Source organism: Pseudoalteromonas sp. NGC95, assembly GCF_015864705.1.
GTDB lineage: Bacteria > Pseudomonadota > Gammaproteobacteria > Enterobacterales > Alteromonadaceae > Pseudoalteromonas > Pseudoalteromonas arctica.
This window is the reverse complement of sequence record NZ_JADYWR010000025.1, coordinates 42,040-58,229: the sequence shown is the minus strand read 5'-3', so window position 1 is coordinate 58,229 and position 16,190 is coordinate 42,040. Positions and strand designations below refer to the sequence as shown.

The window sequence follows — 16,190 nt, the reverse complement described above, 5'->3', positions numbered from 1 at the left end:
CCACACAGATGATTGCTTTATATTGTTAAAGAACGTTTTGAGTCGCTTTAGCGTCTCAAGGGATGCGAATAATACACCCTTTATTTTTCGAGTCAACACTTAGTTTTAAACTTTCTTTCGACAATTTAAAACCGAAGTTTTATTTAACTCTCTGAGTTGTTCCTGCCTCGCTATGCGTTGGCGTTTCCCGTCTCAGTGGGGTCGCATTATAGGGAGATCATATTTTTACGCAAGCACTTTTTTAAAGAAAAAGTAAAAAAAGATACTGTTCGGTTAGTATCTGAACTAAACCCCCTAAAACTGATAGTTTTGTAACCAAACAGTGCACTGTATGGTACAAAAATCACCTTGCTGATACACTCAAATACTAATAATCATGATCTAAAAGGTACTAACTATGGCAATTCGTTCTTATAAAGGTGCTACTCCTTCATTTAATTCGTCTGTTTATATTGATGAGTCATCGGTTTTGATTGGTAATATTACTTTAGGTGATAATAGTAGTGTGTGGCCGTTAGTAGCTGCACGTGGTGATGTTAACTATATACGTATTGGTGAGCGTACAAATATACAAGATGGCAGTGTATTGCATTTATCTCGCGCAACTAAAAGCAATCCAGATGGTTATCCACTTATTATAGGTGACGATGTAACAGTTGGTCATAAGGTAATGCTGCACGGATGTGTATTAGGAAACCGTATACTTGTAGGTATGGGTGCTATTATTATGGATAACGTGGTTGTTGAAGATGATGTAATTATAGGTGGCGGCTCTTTGGTACCACCAAATAAGCGTTTGGAGTCTGGTTACTTATATGTTGGAAGTCCAGCTAAGCAAGCCCGCCCTCTTACAAAGCAAGAACTTGCCTTCTTAAAAATATCTGCCGATAACTATGTATCACTTAAAGATGAATACTTAGCTGAAATCGCTAACTTAAGTTAATAAGCTTACTTCAATTTGGCCTGCCGAGTTATAGCTCTCTTCTTCGATAAGCTCCTCGGCACGTTCTTCGTAATCAAAACGATACTTTTCAAAATATTCTGTTGCGTGACTTTCGTCTGTTAATTTAAGTGTATTTACTTCTATTATACATTCCACCAGCATGCCACTAACTTGTGCAAAAAAAACTAACTGATGATCGGGCTCTCTAAACTCTAGCCTATCTATAAACTGTATTGCCTGATTCATTTAAGCATTCCTTGTTTGAGCGCATCAACGACGGGAAGTATTTTTGGCATTTTGTTACGCCATACATAATATGCTTGAGCAGCTTGACCAACTAACATTCCACTGCCATCTAAAAGCTTAGCGTTAATATTATGCTGTGCAACCCAATTCATAAAAATGGTATTTTGCAGTGAATAAAACATGTCATAAGCGACTTCACAGTTAGTTATGTGTTTTTCATCAAGAGCAGGAAGCTCATTATTCATACTGCTAGATGTAGAGTTTATAATTAGTGAGTAATCGCTTACTGGTAAATCATCAAAGCCAAAGCCAGATACTGGTCCATATTGAGTAAACAGCTCTGCGAGTTCTTTGGCTTTTTGTGCTGTGCGATTAACTATTATTATTTCCTGAGGGTTATGCTCTAACAAAGGTAAAATAACCCCTCGAGCAGCACCGCCCGCACCTATGATTAAAATGCGTTTATTAGTTATGGCTACTTCATTAGCGAGTAAATCATTTACAAAGCCCACACCATCGGTGTTATCACCGAGTAATGTGCCATCATCTCGTTTTTTTAATGTATTAACAGCCCCTACAATTTTAGCTAATGGCGTAAGCTCATCAGCCATTGCATAAGCTTGCTCTTTAAATGGCATTGTAACGTTAGCACCAACACCACCTTGCTCAAAAAAAGACAATACTGTTTTTTCAAAGTTATCGATAGGTGCTAATATTGCGCGATAGTCGATTTGCTCACCCAGTGATACAGCAAATTGTTTATGTATCGCGGGGGATTTTGAATGTTTAATTGGATTTCCAAAAACCGCATATTTGTCCATTTTAAAGCAACCTCTTTGCAGCTATATACTGCCTATTAACGATGATAAGTAATATGATTAAACGACTTTTTTCTAAATCTAAGCCAGCTCCCGAGCAACAGACTCCTACTCCTGAAAAAACACCGTATGAAATAATAGGTGGAGAGAAAGGGGCGCGAGCTATCTCCAATCGATTCTACGACATAATGGAGTCAGATGAATACGCTAAACCGTTATATGATATGCATCCTCTGCCATTAGATCGAATTCGCCAAGTATTTTTTGAATTTTTATCTGGTTGGTTAGGCGGGCCAAACCTATTTACTGAAAAACATGGCCAGCCAATGCTACGTAAAAGGCATATACCTTTTACTGTAGATAAAGCATTGCGCGATCAGTGGATGTACTGCATGAATAAAACGCTGGATATAGAAATAGACAACCCGTTGTTACGTGAAGGCTTAAAGCAATCATTCTCTCAACTAGCAACGCACATGATCAATCAGCATTAAATTTGTATTTAGCCACAATGCAAAAAGGCGCTAATTAGCGCCTTTTTGATTACTGTGTAATTGTTATAATTGCCATTCTCTGGCTATTAGCTCACTTGGTTGACTAGTTAACCACTCTTGCGGGCGTAAGTAATACTGATATAGGTTAGCTTCTGGACTACTTGGCTCTGGTTTATAATTATATTCCCAGCGTGCAAGTGGTGGCATAGACATTAATATAGACTCTGTGCGACCGCCACTTTGTAGTCCAAATAAAGTGCCTCTATCCCATACTAAATTAAACTCAACATAGCGTCCGCGACGATAAAGCTGAAAATCACGTTGTTGTTCTGTGTATTCGTCATTTTTGCGACGTTCAATAATAGGTAAATAGGCATCTAAAAAGCCATTACCCACCGATTGCATAAACGCAAAACTCTTTTCAAAACCAAGTTCGTTTAAATCGTCAAAAAACAAACCGCCTACTCCGCGAGTCTCATCTCTGTGCTTTAAATAAAAGTACTCGTCGCACCATGTTTTGTATTTTGGATAAACTTCACTACCAAATGGCGCACAAATGTCGTGAGCAACTTGATGCCAATGCTGTACGTCTTCTAATACTGGGTAAAAAGGAGTGAGATCAAACCCGCCACCAAACCACCATATTGGCTCTTCGCCTTCTTTTTCGGCTATAAAAAAGCGCACATTGGCATGACTTGTTGGTACATGAGGGTTTTTAGGATGGATAACTAACGACACACCACACGCATGAAAGCTGCGTCCTGCAAGCTCTGGTCTATGTGCTGTTGCAGAACCTGGCATTGAAGCGCCAAATACGTGTGAGTAATTAACTCCGCCTTGCTCTATTACAGTACCATTCGTGGTTACACGTGTGCGACCACCACCACCTTCTGCTCGCTGCCAGTTATCTTCTATAAATTTAGCACTGCCATCTGCAGCCTCCAAACCTTGGCAAATAGTGTCTTGCAAAGCCATAAAGTATGCTTTTACTTGATCTAATAATTCGCTTTGCATATTAACCTCTAAATATTTTGCCAGTCATGGCGTCTTTTATTGTGCTTGGTTGAGTATTACCACCTAACGGCTCGTCAACGTAAAAGCCAACTTGTTCTGCAAATTGCGCTTTGGCTTGCTCAATACTAATTACTGTTTCTTGACCGGTTAAGTTTGCACTGGTTGATACTAGTGGCTTACCAAACTCTTGGCACAAACGCTTTACTGTTGGATGGTTTGTTACTCTTACTGCAATGGTATCAAACTGCCCTGTGAGCCATTTAGGCGTATTTTTAGATGCAGGCATAACCCATGTAATTGCAGCAGGCCAACTCGAAAAAATATCAGCGCGTTTATCCATTGGTATTTTTGCATCATCTACGTATTTTAATAATTGTCCGTAGTTATCAGCAATTAAAATAAGTCCTTTTTCAACCGGGCGCTGCTTAATAGCTAATAGTGCCTCAACGGCTTGTTGATTATCTGGATCACAACCTAAACCATATACAGCTTCTGTTGGGTATAAAATAACTTCGCCTTGCGTTAAGCATGTTATTGCAGTGGGCGTATTTGAAAGGTCTGACAAAGTAGTCTCCAGATATAATTAAACGTTATTCAGTTGGGGTGAGCTTATGCATGCAGCTTTTTTGTGGGCATTGCAATAATGTGCCGTTTGCCATATTTCTCTCTATGACGATAGGCCAGTTACATTCAGGACACGGGTGTTCAACCGGTTTATTATTAAGTGTGTATTTACAACTTGGATAGCAATCACAAGAATAAAATACTTTACCAAATTTATTACTGCGCGCGACTAAATGACCTTTTTTGCATTTAGGGCAACTTGGCAAAGTGTCTTCGCTTTGTTTTTCTTCATTTTCGTTAGCAATGTAATGGCACTCTGGATATCCCGTACACCCAATAAACATACCGTAGCGGCCATTTTTAACCACCAGCGGTTTGCTGCACTGCGGGCATGCTGAATCTTCAAGAACTTTAATTTCATTACTATCGTGATGTGCCAACGGCCTAATAAAATCGCATTCAGGGTAACTTGCGCATCCTAAAAAAGGGCCTGATTTACTATTGCGGATCACTAACTCTGAACCACACTGTGGGCATATCTCGTATTCTTTTTCGAGAGCGTGCTTGTTCGCCGAGAAAAGCGAATGGTCGATTTTACTCATGGTGATCCTAATAGGTTAGTGAATTTTCGCCTAATATACCCAAACCACTTAAAGATACAAGCAATGCCGTGCTTATCCGTTTAAGTAATTTGAGTACAATTAAGATAATTATCTCTAATGAAGAAGTTCGCTGGGTTCATCAAAAATCAAATCTTCCATTTGCTCATATGCCTCTTCAGAGCCAGGAACATTAAACAAAATCATAAGTACAATCCATTTTAAATCTTCTAGGCTTATGGTTGCTTTATCTAGTGAGGCTAAACAGTCCATTACCATCTCACGAGTTACATTGTTAATTACGCCTATTTGCTCAATAAACATTAAAAAGCCACGACACTCAGCACTGAGCCTTTGGCATTCACTATCGGTAAATATACGCACAGCATCTTTAGGGTTAGTAATAAGATAAGGAGACTCGTCACTGTGTTGTAAATCGGCGAGTTGCTCTAACCAATCGAGAGCTTTAAATATCTCAGGCTTATTAAAGCCCGCGCGCAGTAGCTCATCGGTTAATTCATTTTGCTCTGCAAATATATCCGCTTCGCTATGAATGTAATTTTCAAAAAGATATAAAAGAATATCAAACATATTACCTTCCTGCGCTCAACTTAATATAACCATCTAACACTCGCTCAATCTGATCGTCTAATTCTAAATCGAGCAACCTAGCGAGCACTTTGTCTATTGGCCACTGCGCACGACGTACAATGTCGTCTACGCTGGTTACTTCAAAGCCAATGCTATTTAAAACCTCGCATTGAGAATTTGCCTGAATAGGCTGCTCTTTGTTACATACATTATTGTCGTAAGTAAAACTCACCTCATCAAGAATGTCAGCCACGTTTTCTACCAGCTTAGCACCTTGCTTTATTAAAAAGTGACTTGCCTGCGCTAACGGGTTTTTAATAGAACCCGGTACTGCAAATACCTCTTTATTTTGTTCAAGCGCATAACGTACTGTAATTAACGAACCGCTTTTAATTTCAGCCTCAACAATAAGCACTCCCAACGATAACCCAGAAATAATACGATTTCGGCGCGGAAAGTTATGCGCATGAGCAGCTGCCCCTGGTAAAAACTCACTCACCAACAGGCCGCTTTCTAAAACTTGGTCTGTTAATAGTTTATGGCGTTTAGGATAGTAAATATCAACCCCAGTACCAAGCACCGCTATGGTTTTACCCGTACCAGCAAGAGAGCCCTTATGTGCTGCTCCATCTATTCCCCGTGCCATACCTGAGGTAACTGTAATACCCGCTAAAGTTAACTCGTATGCAAATTCTGATGCTATTTCAAGCCCAGTAGGTGTGGCATTACGACTCCCTACAATTGCAATTTGTGGAGTAGATAATAACGAGACATCTCCCCTACAAAATAGTAATAAAGGCGCACTGGCAATCTGTCGGAGATCTTCTGGATAAAGCGCATCAAAAATACAGACAACGGTAATGCCCTGCTGCGCAATTAATTGCTCATAATGACTGACTTGTTGCCAATTGGTATTGAGTAAATTACTCGCCTGATTAGCGGTTAATCCAAGCTGTAAAAGCTTGTCATGAGGTAAGTCGAATAACGACCCAAGGGAATAATTTGTAGATAGTGCTAAAAGGGTTTTGATACCCAACCCTTTACACATATAAAAGGCAAGCCAGTGGGCTAGCTTGCCAGATGATTGATCCATGCTCTCTCCTAGAGCACCGACTCGCTACTTCTTAATGAATAACTGCAATATCTCCAATGCGAATTGGGTGCTGGTTTTTAGTTATTAATGCATAACTTATTTTGTCATACACTTTAAAGACAATTAGCTCGCCAACTTTTTCTTTAGGCATAGTCCACGTTGTGCTCTCCTCGTCAGACTCATCACCAAATAATTGGCTCACATCAGATAAAAGCTTCTCGTATTTACTAGAATCTTCTGGGTAACGAGGGCCACGAGGACCATCAATAACCGTTGGCGATTGACGTTCTAGATCTAATACATGACCCGCTTCTATGTTTTGTTCACTGCCTAAGTTTAGCACTACAACATCCATTGTGCTGAATTCTCTAACTTGTCGTGGGGAAGCAATAATATTCCCTGTTACGGGCTCAGAAGGACGGTGAATATTAAAGTACGCAGGAAGCATTTGACCTTCCATTGCCGGCATTAAAAAATCGCCTTGCTGAATTTCTCGTTTAACAGACTCAACACGTAATGACGAAGGCACGCCATTGTGTTCATCACCCGCTCTAAACGCACGTGCGATACCCACGTAAGATGCACGCGTTGCTAACACTTCACCGGTTAAATCAGTGTAAGGATCACCTTTATGGTAAATGGCATATGCCTTATGTACTTGTAAGTCGCCTTTAACATATAAAATATGGCCTAACGTTTGTGTTTTAGTATTTTCGTTAGCACCTAAAATATAAGGTTTGCCTTTAATATCGTCACTATTCATTGCTTGCTCGTAACTGATATACGGTTTGATCATTTCAAGCGGCAAAGTAGTAATAGCATTACGCCCTTTTGGTGTAATACGACCCTGAGGAGATAGCTTTCTATATCCTTTATTAATCACTAAACGTGGGTTTCCATCTGCATCGTATATCAGCGCTAATGCATCACCGGGGTAAATTAGGTGCGGGTTGTCAATTTGTGGATTCATTTGCCAAAGTTCAGGCCATAGCCAAGGCTCATCTAAATAGATGCCAGAAATATCCCAAAGTGTATCGCCTTTTTTTACAACATACTGTTTTGGTGCATCTTTTTTTATTTTAAGCACGTCAGCAATTGCGGGAAACGCAGCACTTAACGTAAGCATGACTGCAAGTAATGGAGATTTCATTGAGCTTCCTTGTATTGTTTTTTCATTATTATTGCCCAAAACCTGTTAAAGGTGAACGCGAATGGCTAAAATAAGAGCATACAATACCCTAAATTAAGCACAAGTGAAAAAGGTAACTATGGCTAGGTTAGAAGTTTTAAGATTTCCAGATGAACGTTTACGTACTATAGCAAAAGATGTTGCACAAGTTGACGACACAGTACGCCAAATTGTAAAAGACATGCTAGAGACAATGTACGATGAAAATGGCATTGGACTTGCGGCCACGCAAGTAGATATTCATCAACGAATCGTTGTTATTGATGTATCAGAAGAGCGCGACGAGCCACTGGTATTAATTAATCCACAAATCATTAAAAAAGACGGCTCTACCGTTAGCGAAGAAGGCTGTTTATCAGTACCTAACTCGTATGCAAAAGTAGACCGCGCTGAAACAGTAACAGTCGCTGCACTTAACGAAAACGGTGAAGAGTTTGTACTAGATGCAGATGAATTACTGGCTATTTGTATTCAACACGAACTAGATCACCTTCAAGGTAAGCTGTTCATTGACTACTTATCTCCATTAAAGCGCCAACGTATTCGTAAAAAGCTTGAAAAAGAAGCTAAATTTGCAGATTAGTAATAAGTACCTTAGGAAAACTCAGTGACTCAACCATTACGCATTATATTTGCCGGTACGCCGGACTTTGCAGCACGTCATTTACAAGCGCTGATACAAAGCGAACACCAAATAGTGGGTGTATATAGCCAGCCAGATCGCCCTGCAGGTCGTGGTAAAAAATTAAAAGCCAGTGAAGTGAAAGCGCTAGCGCTTGAGCACAACTTACCGGTTTTTCAGCCACAGTCATTAAAAAATGATGAAGCACTAGCAGAGCTAACAAGCTTAAATGCCGACATTATGATTGTTGTAGCGTATGGCTTAATTTTACCTAAAGCTATATTAGAAGCCCCACGTTTGGGTTGTTTAAATGTGCATGGCTCTATATTACCGCGCTGGCGCGGCGCTGCACCTATTCAACGCGCAATTTGGGCTGGTGATGAGCAAACCGGCGTAACAATAATGCAAATGGATGAAGGGCTAGATACCGGCGATATGTTACATATAAGTCGCTGCCCTATTAGCACGACAGAAACTAGCGCTAGTTTATATACAAAGCTTGCTGAGCTAGGTCCAGACGCGTTAATTGAAACCATTAATAAATTAGCTAATGGCGAGATCACCCCTGAACCTCAAAATGATGAACTTGCTAACTACGCTAAAAAGCTTTCTAAAGAGGAAGCTAATATCGATTGGTCAATGAGTGCACTGCAAATTGAGCGAAACATTCGCTCTTTTAATCCATGGCCAGTGTGCTTTACCCAAATGGGTGGGCAAACAGTAAAGATTTATCAAGCGCAGGTTGTGCTGCAATCAGGTGATCCTGGGCAAATTTTATCAAGCGACAAAAATGGCGTAGTAGTGGCGTGTGGCGAACACGCTTTATGTATTACGCAATTACAGCCGCAAGGTAAAAAACCAATGGCAATTAACGACTTTTTAAATGGTCGTAGTGACTGGGTTACCCCTGGCACAATATTAGGCGAAAACAATGAGTAATGTTCCAAACGTACGAGCGCTGGCCGCTGAAACTTTATATAACGTAGTTGATAAAGGCGCATCGCTTAATCAAGAACTTCCATTTGCAAGCCAAGGCTTGCCGCCTAAAGATAAAGCGTTGCTACAGCAAATTTGTTATGGCGTTTTACGCTACTTACCGAGCCTTGAAAATTACTGCCAACACTTAGTAGAGCAGCCATTAAAAGGTAAACGTAGAATATTTCAGTTTTTATTATACGTAGGTATTTATCAACTGCAGCATATGCGCGTACCACCACATGCTGCAATTTCAGAAACTGTAAACGCACTGGCTCAACTGCGCGCTTTAGGATTAAAAGGGCTGATAAACGCCATTTTACGTAGTTTTCAGCGCCAACAAGCAGAGCTTGAAGAAAAAGCGAAGCTTATTCCGGTATGTTTATACAACCATCCAAATTGGTTTATTAAACAGGTGCAAACAGCCTACCCAGATAGCTGGGAAGCACTACTTGAAGAAAACCAGCAACAAGCACCAATGTGGCTTCGTGTAAATCAAGCACAATTTAGCACGCAAGAGTACAGCGAAATGCTTAGCGCTAACGATATTGAACACACCTTAAACCCTGACTTTATTGATGGGATTAAGCTTGCCAAACCACGTGATGTATTTTCGTTGCCTGAGTTTGATACAGGTGCATGTTCAGTACAAGATGCTGCAGCACAGTTGGCAGCCCGCTTTTTAGAACCTAAAGCAGATGACTATATTTTAGATGCCTGTGCAGCACCTGGCGGAAAAACGTGTCATATATTAGAGCTTGCTGATGCTGATGTACTTGCACTTGATAGCGACTCAACTCGCCTTGAACGCGTTAAGCAAAACTTAACGCGTATTGGCTTAGGTGCAGACCTACAATGTGGCGATGCCTCACAACCACATACTTGGTGGGACGAAAAATTATTTGATCGTATTTTGCTTGATGTCCCTTGTTCAGCCACTGGCGTAATTCGCCGTCACCCTGATATAAAATGGTTACGTCGCGCATCAGATATCGAAGACTTATCTAAGTTACAAAACGATATTCTTGATAGCATTTGGCCACTGTTAAAACCAGGTGGCACATTGGTATATGCTACGTGTTCGGTTCTTCCACAAGAAAACCAACAGCAAGTTGCTAAGTTTTTAGCTAATAACGATGATGTAGAACATATACCTCTACACGAAAATGATACCGTAACAACTCCAGGTTTGCAGTTACTGCCCGGTGAAAGTGATGGATTTTATTACGCTAAGCTAGTTAAAAAAGCCTAATAGCCGTACACTAAATAGTTAGCCATTTATGAAACATTAAATGGCTATTTTTTTAATTAAATTATGATCAATACCACGGGTAAATAATGAAAATAATTATACTCGGTGCCGGGCAAGTTGGTGCTACGCTTGCTGAAAACTTAGTTGGCGAACAAAACGAAATTACCGTTGTTGATATAGACGGTAACCGATTACGTGAACTTCAAGATAAGTACGACTTACAAGGGGTTATGGGCCACAGCGCGCACCCTGATGTATTACGCCGTGCAGGCGCAGAAGATGCCGATATGATTATAGCGGTAACCAGTTCAGATGAAGTGAACATGGTTGCATGCCAAGTGGCGTACAGTATTTTTAAAACGCCCACTAAAATTGCCCGCATTCGCTCAGAGCAATATTTAAAATACCGCGAAAAACTATTTCAAAACGATGATTTACCAATCGACCATTACATTGCTCCCGAAGCACTGGTCACTAAGTATATTCGCCGTCTAATTGACTACCCTGGTGCTCTGCAAGTATTGCAGTTTGCTGATGGCATGCTCTCGTTAGTAGCCGTAAAAGCTTACTATGGGGGTTTATTAGTAGGTTATGCGTTATCTGCACTTAAAGAACATATTCCTAATGTAGAAACTCGTGTTGCCGCTATTTATCGTCAAGGTAAAGCAATCAAACCACTGGGTACCACCGTTATTGAAGCCGATGACGAAGTATTCTTTATTGCCGCTACAAAACATATACGCGCAGTAATGAACGAGCTACAAAAACTTGAGCGTTCGTACAAAAAAATTATGATAGCTGGTGGCGGTAACATTGGGGCAGGCCTTGCCCGCTCACTTGAAAAAAACCACACCGTTAAACTAATTGAACGCAGTAAAGAACGTGCCGAGCAACTCTCAGAAATGCTCGATAACACGGTCGTTTTTTGTGGTGACGCATCTGATCAAGAACTGCTCTCAGAAGAGCATATTGAACAAGTCGATGTATTTATTGCCGTAACCAACGACGATGAAGCAAACATTATGTCGGCCATGCTTGCAAAACGTATGGGCGCACAAAAAACCATGGTACTTATTCAACGTGGAGCTTACGTTGATTTGGTACAAGGCGGCGAAATAGATATTGCCATATCGCCACAACAAGCAACTATATCAGCGTTATTAACGCACGTACGCCGTGGTGATATTGTTAACGTGTATTCACTGCGTAAAGGCGCAGCAGAAGCCATTGAAGCGGTTGCTCATGGTGATGAAAACACATCTAAAGTGGTTGGTCGTGCGATTGCCGACATAAAACTTCCTGCAGGTACAACCATTGGGGCAATAGTACGTAATGACGATGTGTTGATAGCTCACGATGATACAATTATTATGTCGGGCGATCATGTCATCATGTTTTTAATCGACAAAAAACACATTACCGTTGTAGAAAAACTATTCCAAGTAAGTGCTATATTCCTTTAACTAGTTACTCTAATTAGTTAATTTAATACACAAAAAAGCCGCTGACTAAGGCGGCTTTAATGGAGTATGCTTAAATATTGATTACTGTACTTTTGAAAACTCTTCTTTAGAGATTTCACCATTACCATCAGTATCCAAATCATCAAAAATCTTTACAAGCTGAGGGTTAACCTTTGCTTCTTCCATTGTAATAGCACCGTTACCATCTGCATCAAAAGAGGCAAAATCTACTGCGGCATATGCTGCTGATGAAGATGCTAAAACGATAACTGCAAGTGTTGTATTTAATGTTTTCATAATAATATTCCTAGTAATATGGGAAGTCCTTTTCAAAGATCCCTGACTGTGAAAAATGTTTAATCTGAAAAGATTAATTAGTAATTAGCGAATTCTTCTTTAGAAAGCTCGCCGCTACCGTCGGTATCTAGCTCAATAAATTCAGCCATTAAATCTGTATCGACTGCCGCTTCGCTTGGGCTAATTGTGCCGCTACCATCGATATCAAGGCTGTCAAAATCTGATGCTGCAAATGCAGCGGAAGAAGATGCTAGTACTATAAGTGCTAATGCTTTATTTAAATGTTTCATAACTTAATCCTTCAATGTTCTATCAAAAAAATTGCTTCGTTTAACTTAAAACGTAATTTTCCACTTCCTTGTTATCCTCTTTCGTAAGCTCCCTTGCCTACTTAGGTGTCTTTGGCAACTCAGGATAAATACTTTTTAATTAAGCTTCTGAAAATTCTTCTTTTGATAACTCACCATTTTGGTCAGTATCAAGCTCAGAAAACATGCTCATTAGCTTTGCATCTACTGATGCTTCTGCTTGGCTAATTGTGCCACTGCCGTCTACATCCAGTGTGTCAAAATCTGTTGCAGCAAAAGCGGCTGAAGAAGATGCAATAGCGATAAGTGCTAAAGTTTTATTAATACTTTTCATAATATGTATCCTTCAAATTTATGTGTGTGCGATTAAGTATTTCACTTTGAATCACGATTTCGTTCAGTACACTTAGACTATTACAACTTAGATGCCAACATTTAAAAGCTATTAATTTTCAATAAGTTAAATATAAAACGTACAACAAGAAGGCGTTTTTAGAATAGTTATTGTTGCCCTTTAGCAACACGTTTTAAAGAGATGATATTAAAGTCATTAAAAACATATAGTTATGTTTATATAAAAAGATACATTTTTAAATGTACGGTTTTAAAAGGAGGGATTTAAAATAATAATTGAGATAAATTTTAACGAGGTAGCTTTAATAACAAAAAACAAGCTGTAAAAAACAAAACGTAATCAATTGTTTTATTTAAATAATAATTTTAATTATGAAAGAGAGAAAAAACATTTTATAAATACTGACATAAAATGCCTTTTTGTTGCAAATAAGCGAAAACCTATTTATTCAACGGTAGGCTCAAGCGCAGAAGGGTCTATAAAATGCTCTTTCATAAAGGCTTTCATTTCATCCTCGCTTGCTAGTAGCTTAATTCCACAGTGCACACCGGCGGCATGCTCTTTAACACTGCAAATTTCACCTTCAAAATCTTTATCACTGCTATTAAGTACGACAGTGCATTGCATATCTTTAATACTTTCAACTTGCTGATCGCCTCTAATATCAAACATTACACCAGTGAGTGAAATGTCTTTAATAAGGCCTTCAAGTACCCTATCGTCACTTAGCTTTAGCTTTGCAGGTAATAAGGTAGGTATGCGTGTTTGTGAGCGTAGCGCAAATAACTGCACTTGCTTTGGAAAGTTTATAAACACGAGTTTAGCGGGATGAGAGGCTACCGACATAATTTGCTGGCGAAACGCAATAACTTGCCCACCACTACCTTCAATAAGCGCTCTTACAACAACCATTACGCCATCACGTAAATAGTCACTCGCCGCAGGTAAACGCTTTGCATTGGGATAATTTAAAATAATAAACTGTTTATCGAGTAAACCAACTAATTCAGTTTTAACACGCTTACTGCTTGTAGGTGTTAATATTTCTAGGTCGACTAAGCTGCCTACACTTATATGCTTTAGCTTTTCTAAATTTGTTGGCATATCCCTTTCCCAATAGTTCGTAATTTAAAACTTAAGCCGCTCGTTTATCCACGCCAAAAAGTAGGCGTAAATAGCACTAATAAAGTAAATATTTCTAAACGACCAAACACCATTGCAATGGTAAGCAACCATTTAGCACCATCGGTTATAGCGCCATAATGCGATGCTACATCACCCAGACCTGGACCTAAGTTATTTAAACAAGCCGCAGTGGCTGAGAACGCAGTTATGTTATCCATACCCGTGCCCATAAGCGCTAACATAATAATAATAAACACCAATGCATACGCAGAGAAAAATCCCCACACGGCTTCTACTACTTTGTCTGGCAACGCCTTTCGACCCAGCTTGATTGAATATATAGCCCGAGGGTGCACCAAACGATTAAGCTCACGCACACCCTGCAAGTAAAGTAAGAACACGCGCACTACTTTCATACCACCACCGGTAGAGCCTGCACAACCACCAATAAAGCTCGAAAATATAAGTAAAATAGGTAAAAACAAAGGCCATGTTGAAAAGTTATCAGTAGCAAAGCCTGCTGTTGTACTCATAGAAACAGCTTGAAATAATGCCTGATCGAGGGTTTCATCGCCATTAGCAAATATTTCATTAGAGGAAAGTACGGTAAAACAAATAACCACCAGCGCTAATTGAATACACAAAAACACCTTAAACTCAGGGTCTCGAATATAAACTTGTACGTTTCGACTCGCCACTGCAGCGTAGTGCAGGGAGAAGTTAACAGCGGCAATAATTAAAAAGAACACACAAATAAAGTTAATTACAGGGCTGTCAAAGTGCCCCATGGAAGCATCGTAAGTAGAAAAACCACCTATCGCGACCGTTGAGAATGCATGACATATCGCATCAAACCACTCCATCCCTGCTGCCCAATAAGCCAGCATACAAGCAATAGTCAGCGACACATAAATATACCAAAGGTGCTTTGCTGTATCGGCAATTCGCGGGGTCATTTTGGAATCTTTTACAGGCCCAGGTATTTCAGCGCGATATAACTGCATACCACCAACACCTAGCATGGGGAGTATAGCGACAGCGAGTACGATTATACCCATACCGCCAAACCACTGGAGTTGCTGGCGATAAAACAATACCGACTTAGGTAAGTACTCAATACCGGTAAGTACTGTAGCGCCGGTGGTTGTTAAGCCAGAGAATGCTTCAAACACCGCATCGGCGAGCGATAAATTAGGTTCTTGTAAAAATATAAGCGGCAAGGACGCAAACGCCCCAAGTACCAGCCAAAACAAAACAACAATTAAAAAGCCTTCACGTGCTTTTAAGTCACCGTTTTCATGGCGGTTTGGGTAATAAGCCATCATGCCAATAACAACACTAAAGATAAATGCTAAAACAAAAGGAACACCACCACCGTCTTTATATATTAAAGACACCAGTGCCGGAGGCACCATGGTAATACTAAACAGCGCAACAAGTTGGCCAAGAATTTTTATGATGGTACGAAATTGCATTTAGCTTGTCGCTTTTATTATTAGTAAATTCAGGCTGAGTAGTATCAACCAAATTAAATAGGGTCAGTATGCATTACATGCAATTTGTGTAGGTTATTACTCTTTAATAGTTAACTCAACTGCGCCGTGACTTAAATCAAAAATATCTTTGATTGCTTGCTGAGCTTCGCGGCTATCTATTGTAATCACCCATTCAATATTAGCAGTAAATTGCTTATCAATATTAAGCACTTGATACTTTGTTTTTAATAACTGCTCAATCGCACCTTGCATGCTGTACTCACTACTCCCTGTAATTTCAACACTGGGAACTTTAAGTACCGTTCGCAATTTTACTAATGCATTATTTAATGAGCCACCATAAGCACGTACTAATCCGCCCGTGCCTAATTTTATTCCGCCAAAGTAACGTGTGACTACAGCTGTGATTTCGCCAAGGCCTGAACCCACCAGCACATTTAACATAGGTTTTCCTGCAGTGCCATTTGGTTCACCATCGTCCGAAAAACCATAAACATGGCTGCCACCGGGGTTGCCTGCCACATGTGCCCAGCAGTTATGACGCGCATCGCTATACTTTTCTTCAATGCTTTTAATAAATGCTTTAGCTGAATTTAAATCGGGGGTATGTGCAATGTGAACTATAAACGTACTTTTTTTAATTTCTTCTTGATGAAAAACGTCAGCAGCGGGATATTTATATTCAGACATATTTTAAACTTGTAAAAAGGGGGCCAAAAGGCCCCTTCAAATAATGTACGTATTTT

20 protein-coding genes are annotated in these 16,190 nt (G+C 39.9%); 6 read left to right on the top strand and 14 right to left on the bottom strand.

The features are described 5' to 3' along the window. Positions 1-397 precede the first annotated feature (397 nt). Complete coding sequence (locus tag I6E70_RS17855; protein ID WP_007584141.1) at positions 398-943, top strand: gamma carbonic anhydrase family protein; 546 nt, start codon at positions 398-400, stop codon at positions 941-943. Here I6E70_RS17855 and I6E70_RS17850 read toward each other — a convergent pair. Next, positions 935-1,189, bottom strand: a complete 255-nt coding sequence (locus I6E70_RS17850) for a DUF1488 family protein (protein ID WP_007584142.1) — start codon at positions 1,187-1,189, stop codon at positions 935-937. The genes I6E70_RS17855 and I6E70_RS17850 overlap by 9 nt on opposite strands. Next, positions 1,186-2,010, bottom strand: coding sequence for a shikimate dehydrogenase (gene aroE, locus I6E70_RS17845; protein ID WP_007584143.1), 825 nt, complete (start codon positions 2,008-2,010; stop codon positions 1,186-1,188). Before aroE ends, I6E70_RS17850 begins: the two co-directional genes overlap by 4 nt. 53 nt (positions 2,011-2,063) lie before the next feature. On the opposite strand from aroE, the gene I6E70_RS17840 reads away from it, so the two are divergent. Then, positions 2,064-2,501: a group II truncated hemoglobin gene (locus I6E70_RS17840; RefSeq protein ID WP_007584144.1), complete on the top strand. Its 438-nt coding sequence runs from the start codon at positions 2,064-2,066 to the stop codon at positions 2,499-2,501. Positions 2,502-2,564: 63 nt separating this feature from the next. Here the strand turns inward: I6E70_RS17840 and hemF are convergent, their stop codons facing one another. The 6 genes from hemF to I6E70_RS17810 form a co-directional block, all read right to left on the bottom strand. Continuing rightward, positions 2,565-3,515, bottom strand: coding sequence for an oxygen-dependent coproporphyrinogen oxidase (gene hemF, locus I6E70_RS17835; protein ID WP_024591292.1), 951 nt, complete (start codon positions 3,513-3,515; stop codon positions 2,565-2,567). A 1-nt stretch (position 3,516) separates the two neighbouring features. Beyond that, on the bottom strand, positions 3,517-4,080 hold the full coding sequence (locus I6E70_RS17830; protein WP_004335153.1) for an L-threonylcarbamoyladenylate synthase: 564 nt from the start codon (positions 4,078-4,080) through the stop codon (positions 3,517-3,519). 25 nt (positions 4,081-4,105) lie between these two features. Beyond that, positions 4,106-4,681 (bottom strand): DNA topoisomerase family protein, encoded by a 576-nt coding sequence (locus I6E70_RS17825; protein WP_024607303.1) that lies wholly within the window; start codon positions 4,679-4,681, stop codon positions 4,106-4,108. A 114-nt stretch (positions 4,682-4,795) separates the two neighbouring features. Beyond that, entirely contained in the window at positions 4,796-5,269 is a 474-nt protein-coding gene (locus I6E70_RS17820) for a DUF494 family protein (RefSeq protein WP_101162962.1), read from the bottom strand. Position 5,270: 1 nt separating this feature from the next. Beyond that, positions 5,271-6,362, bottom strand: a complete 1,092-nt coding sequence (dprA, locus tag I6E70_RS17815) for a DNA-processing protein DprA (RefSeq protein ID WP_010555160.1) — start codon at positions 6,360-6,362, stop codon at positions 5,271-5,273. 31 nt (positions 6,363-6,393) lie between these two features. Further along, on the bottom strand, positions 6,394-7,512 hold the full coding sequence (locus I6E70_RS17810) for a LysM peptidoglycan-binding domain-containing protein (protein WP_197189309.1): 1,119 nt from the start codon (positions 7,510-7,512) through the stop codon (positions 6,394-6,396). A gap of 118 nt (positions 7,513-7,630) precedes the next feature. On the opposite strand from I6E70_RS17810, the gene def reads away from it, so the two are divergent. The 4 genes from def to trkA all read left to right on the top strand — a co-directional run bounded on the left by def (position 7,631) and on the right by trkA (position 11,863). Then, positions 7,631-8,134 carry a peptide deformylase gene (gene def / locus I6E70_RS17805; protein WP_007584168.1) on the top strand — a complete coding sequence of 168 codons (504 nt, stop codon included), beginning with the start codon at positions 7,631-7,633 and terminating at the stop codon, positions 8,132-8,134. 24 nt (positions 8,135-8,158) lie between these two features. After that, positions 8,159-9,112, top strand: coding sequence for a methionyl-tRNA formyltransferase (gene fmt, locus I6E70_RS17800; RefSeq protein ID WP_010555158.1), 954 nt, complete (start codon positions 8,159-8,161; stop codon positions 9,110-9,112). After that, on the top strand, positions 9,105-10,400 hold the full coding sequence (rsmB, locus tag I6E70_RS17795) for a 16S rRNA (cytosine(967)-C(5))-methyltransferase RsmB (RefSeq protein ID WP_007584175.1): 1,296 nt from the start codon (positions 9,105-9,107) through the stop codon (positions 10,398-10,400). The genes fmt and rsmB overlap by 8 nt, the downstream gene beginning before the upstream one ends. Positions 10,401-10,486: 86 nt before the next feature. Then, on the top strand, positions 10,487-11,863 hold the full coding sequence (trkA, locus tag I6E70_RS17790) for a Trk system potassium transporter TrkA (protein ID WP_004335170.1): 1,377 nt from the start codon (positions 10,487-10,489) through the stop codon (positions 11,861-11,863). Positions 11,864-11,944: 81 nt separating this feature from the next. Here the strand turns inward: trkA and I6E70_RS17785 are convergent, their stop codons facing one another. From I6E70_RS17785 to I6E70_RS17760, 6 genes are all read right to left on the bottom strand, one after another. Then, complete coding sequence (locus I6E70_RS17785; protein ID WP_007584177.1) at positions 11,945-12,160, bottom strand: EF-hand domain-containing protein; 216 nt, start codon at positions 12,158-12,160, stop codon at positions 11,945-11,947. Between the two features lie 77 nt (positions 12,161-12,237). Then, positions 12,238-12,450 (bottom strand): calmodulin, encoded by a 213-nt coding sequence (locus I6E70_RS17780; protein ID WP_004335174.1) that lies wholly within the window; start codon positions 12,448-12,450, stop codon positions 12,238-12,240. 139 nt (positions 12,451-12,589) lie between these two features. Continuing rightward, the gene (locus tag I6E70_RS17775) at positions 12,590-12,802 is read right to left on the bottom strand and encodes an EF-hand domain-containing protein (RefSeq protein WP_004335175.1); all 213 of its coding nucleotides are present in this window, start codon (positions 12,800-12,802) and stop codon (positions 12,590-12,592) included. A 465-nt stretch (positions 12,803-13,267) separates the two neighbouring features. Next, a complete protein-coding gene (locus tag I6E70_RS17770; protein WP_007584185.1) occupies positions 13,268-13,927 on the bottom strand; it encodes a flagellar brake domain-containing protein in 660 nt (219 codons plus the stop codon). Positions 13,928-13,971: 44 nt separating this feature from the next. Continuing rightward, the gene (locus I6E70_RS17765; protein ID WP_121953916.1) at positions 13,972-15,423 is read right to left on the bottom strand and encodes a TrkH family potassium uptake protein; all 1,452 of its coding nucleotides are present in this window, start codon (positions 15,421-15,423) and stop codon (positions 13,972-13,974) included. A gap of 96 nt (positions 15,424-15,519) precedes the next feature. Next, positions 15,520-16,134 carry a YigZ family protein gene (locus tag I6E70_RS17760; protein WP_169045282.1) on the bottom strand — a complete coding sequence of 205 codons (615 nt, stop codon included), beginning with the start codon at positions 16,132-16,134 and terminating at the stop codon, positions 15,520-15,522. Positions 16,135-16,190 lie beyond the last annotated feature (56 nt).

Coding starts and splice junctions, on each gene's coding strand:
- I6E70_RS17855 (WP_007584141.1), top strand. CDS start 398: ATGGCAATTCGTTCTTATAAAGGTGCTACTCCTTCATTTAATTCGTCT.
- I6E70_RS17850 (WP_007584142.1), bottom strand. CDS start 1,189: ATGAATCAGGCAATACAGTTTATAGATAGGCTAGAGTTTAGAGAGCCC.
- aroE (WP_007584143.1), bottom strand. CDS start 2,010: ATGGACAAATATGCGGTTTTTGGAAATCCAATTAAACATTCAAAATCC.
- I6E70_RS17840 (WP_007584144.1), top strand. CDS start 2,064: ATGATTAAACGACTTTTTTCTAAATCTAAGCCAGCTCCCGAGCAACAG.
- hemF (WP_024591292.1), bottom strand. CDS start 3,515: ATGCAAAGCGAATTATTAGATCAAGTAAAAGCATACTTTATGGCTTTG.
- I6E70_RS17825 (WP_024607303.1), bottom strand. CDS start 4,681: ATGAGTAAAATCGACCATTCGCTTTTCTCGGCGAACAAGCACGCTCTC.
- I6E70_RS17820 (WP_101162962.1), bottom strand. CDS start 5,269: ATGTTTGATATTCTTTTATATCTTTTTGAAAATTACATTCATAGCGAA.
- dprA (WP_010555160.1), bottom strand. CDS start 6,362: ATGGATCAATCATCTGGCAAGCTAGCCCACTGGCTTGCCTTTTATATG.
- I6E70_RS17810 (WP_197189309.1), bottom strand. CDS start 7,512: ATGAAATCTCCATTACTTGCAGTCATGCTTACGTTAAGTGCTGCGTTT.
- def (WP_007584168.1), top strand. CDS start 7,631: ATGGCTAGGTTAGAAGTTTTAAGATTTCCAGATGAACGTTTACGTACT.
- rsmB (WP_007584175.1), top strand. CDS start 9,105: ATGAGTAATGTTCCAAACGTACGAGCGCTGGCCGCTGAAACTTTATAT.
- trkA (WP_004335170.1), top strand. CDS start 10,487: ATGAAAATAATTATACTCGGTGCCGGGCAAGTTGGTGCTACGCTTGCT.
- I6E70_RS17785 (WP_007584177.1), bottom strand. CDS start 12,160: ATGAAAACATTAAATACAACACTTGCAGTTATCGTTTTAGCATCTTCA.
- I6E70_RS17780 (WP_004335174.1), bottom strand. CDS start 12,450: ATGAAACATTTAAATAAAGCATTAGCACTTATAGTACTAGCATCTTCT.
- I6E70_RS17775 (WP_004335175.1), bottom strand. CDS start 12,802: ATGAAAAGTATTAATAAAACTTTAGCACTTATCGCTATTGCATCTTCT.
- I6E70_RS17770 (WP_007584185.1), bottom strand. CDS start 13,927: ATGCCAACAAATTTAGAAAAGCTAAAGCATATAAGTGTAGGCAGCTTA.
- I6E70_RS17765 (WP_121953916.1), bottom strand. CDS start 15,423: ATGCAATTTCGTACCATCATAAAAATTCTTGGCCAACTTGTTGCGCTG.
- I6E70_RS17760 (WP_169045282.1), bottom strand. CDS start 16,134: ATGTCTGAATATAAATATCCCGCTGCTGACGTTTTTCATCAAGAAGAA.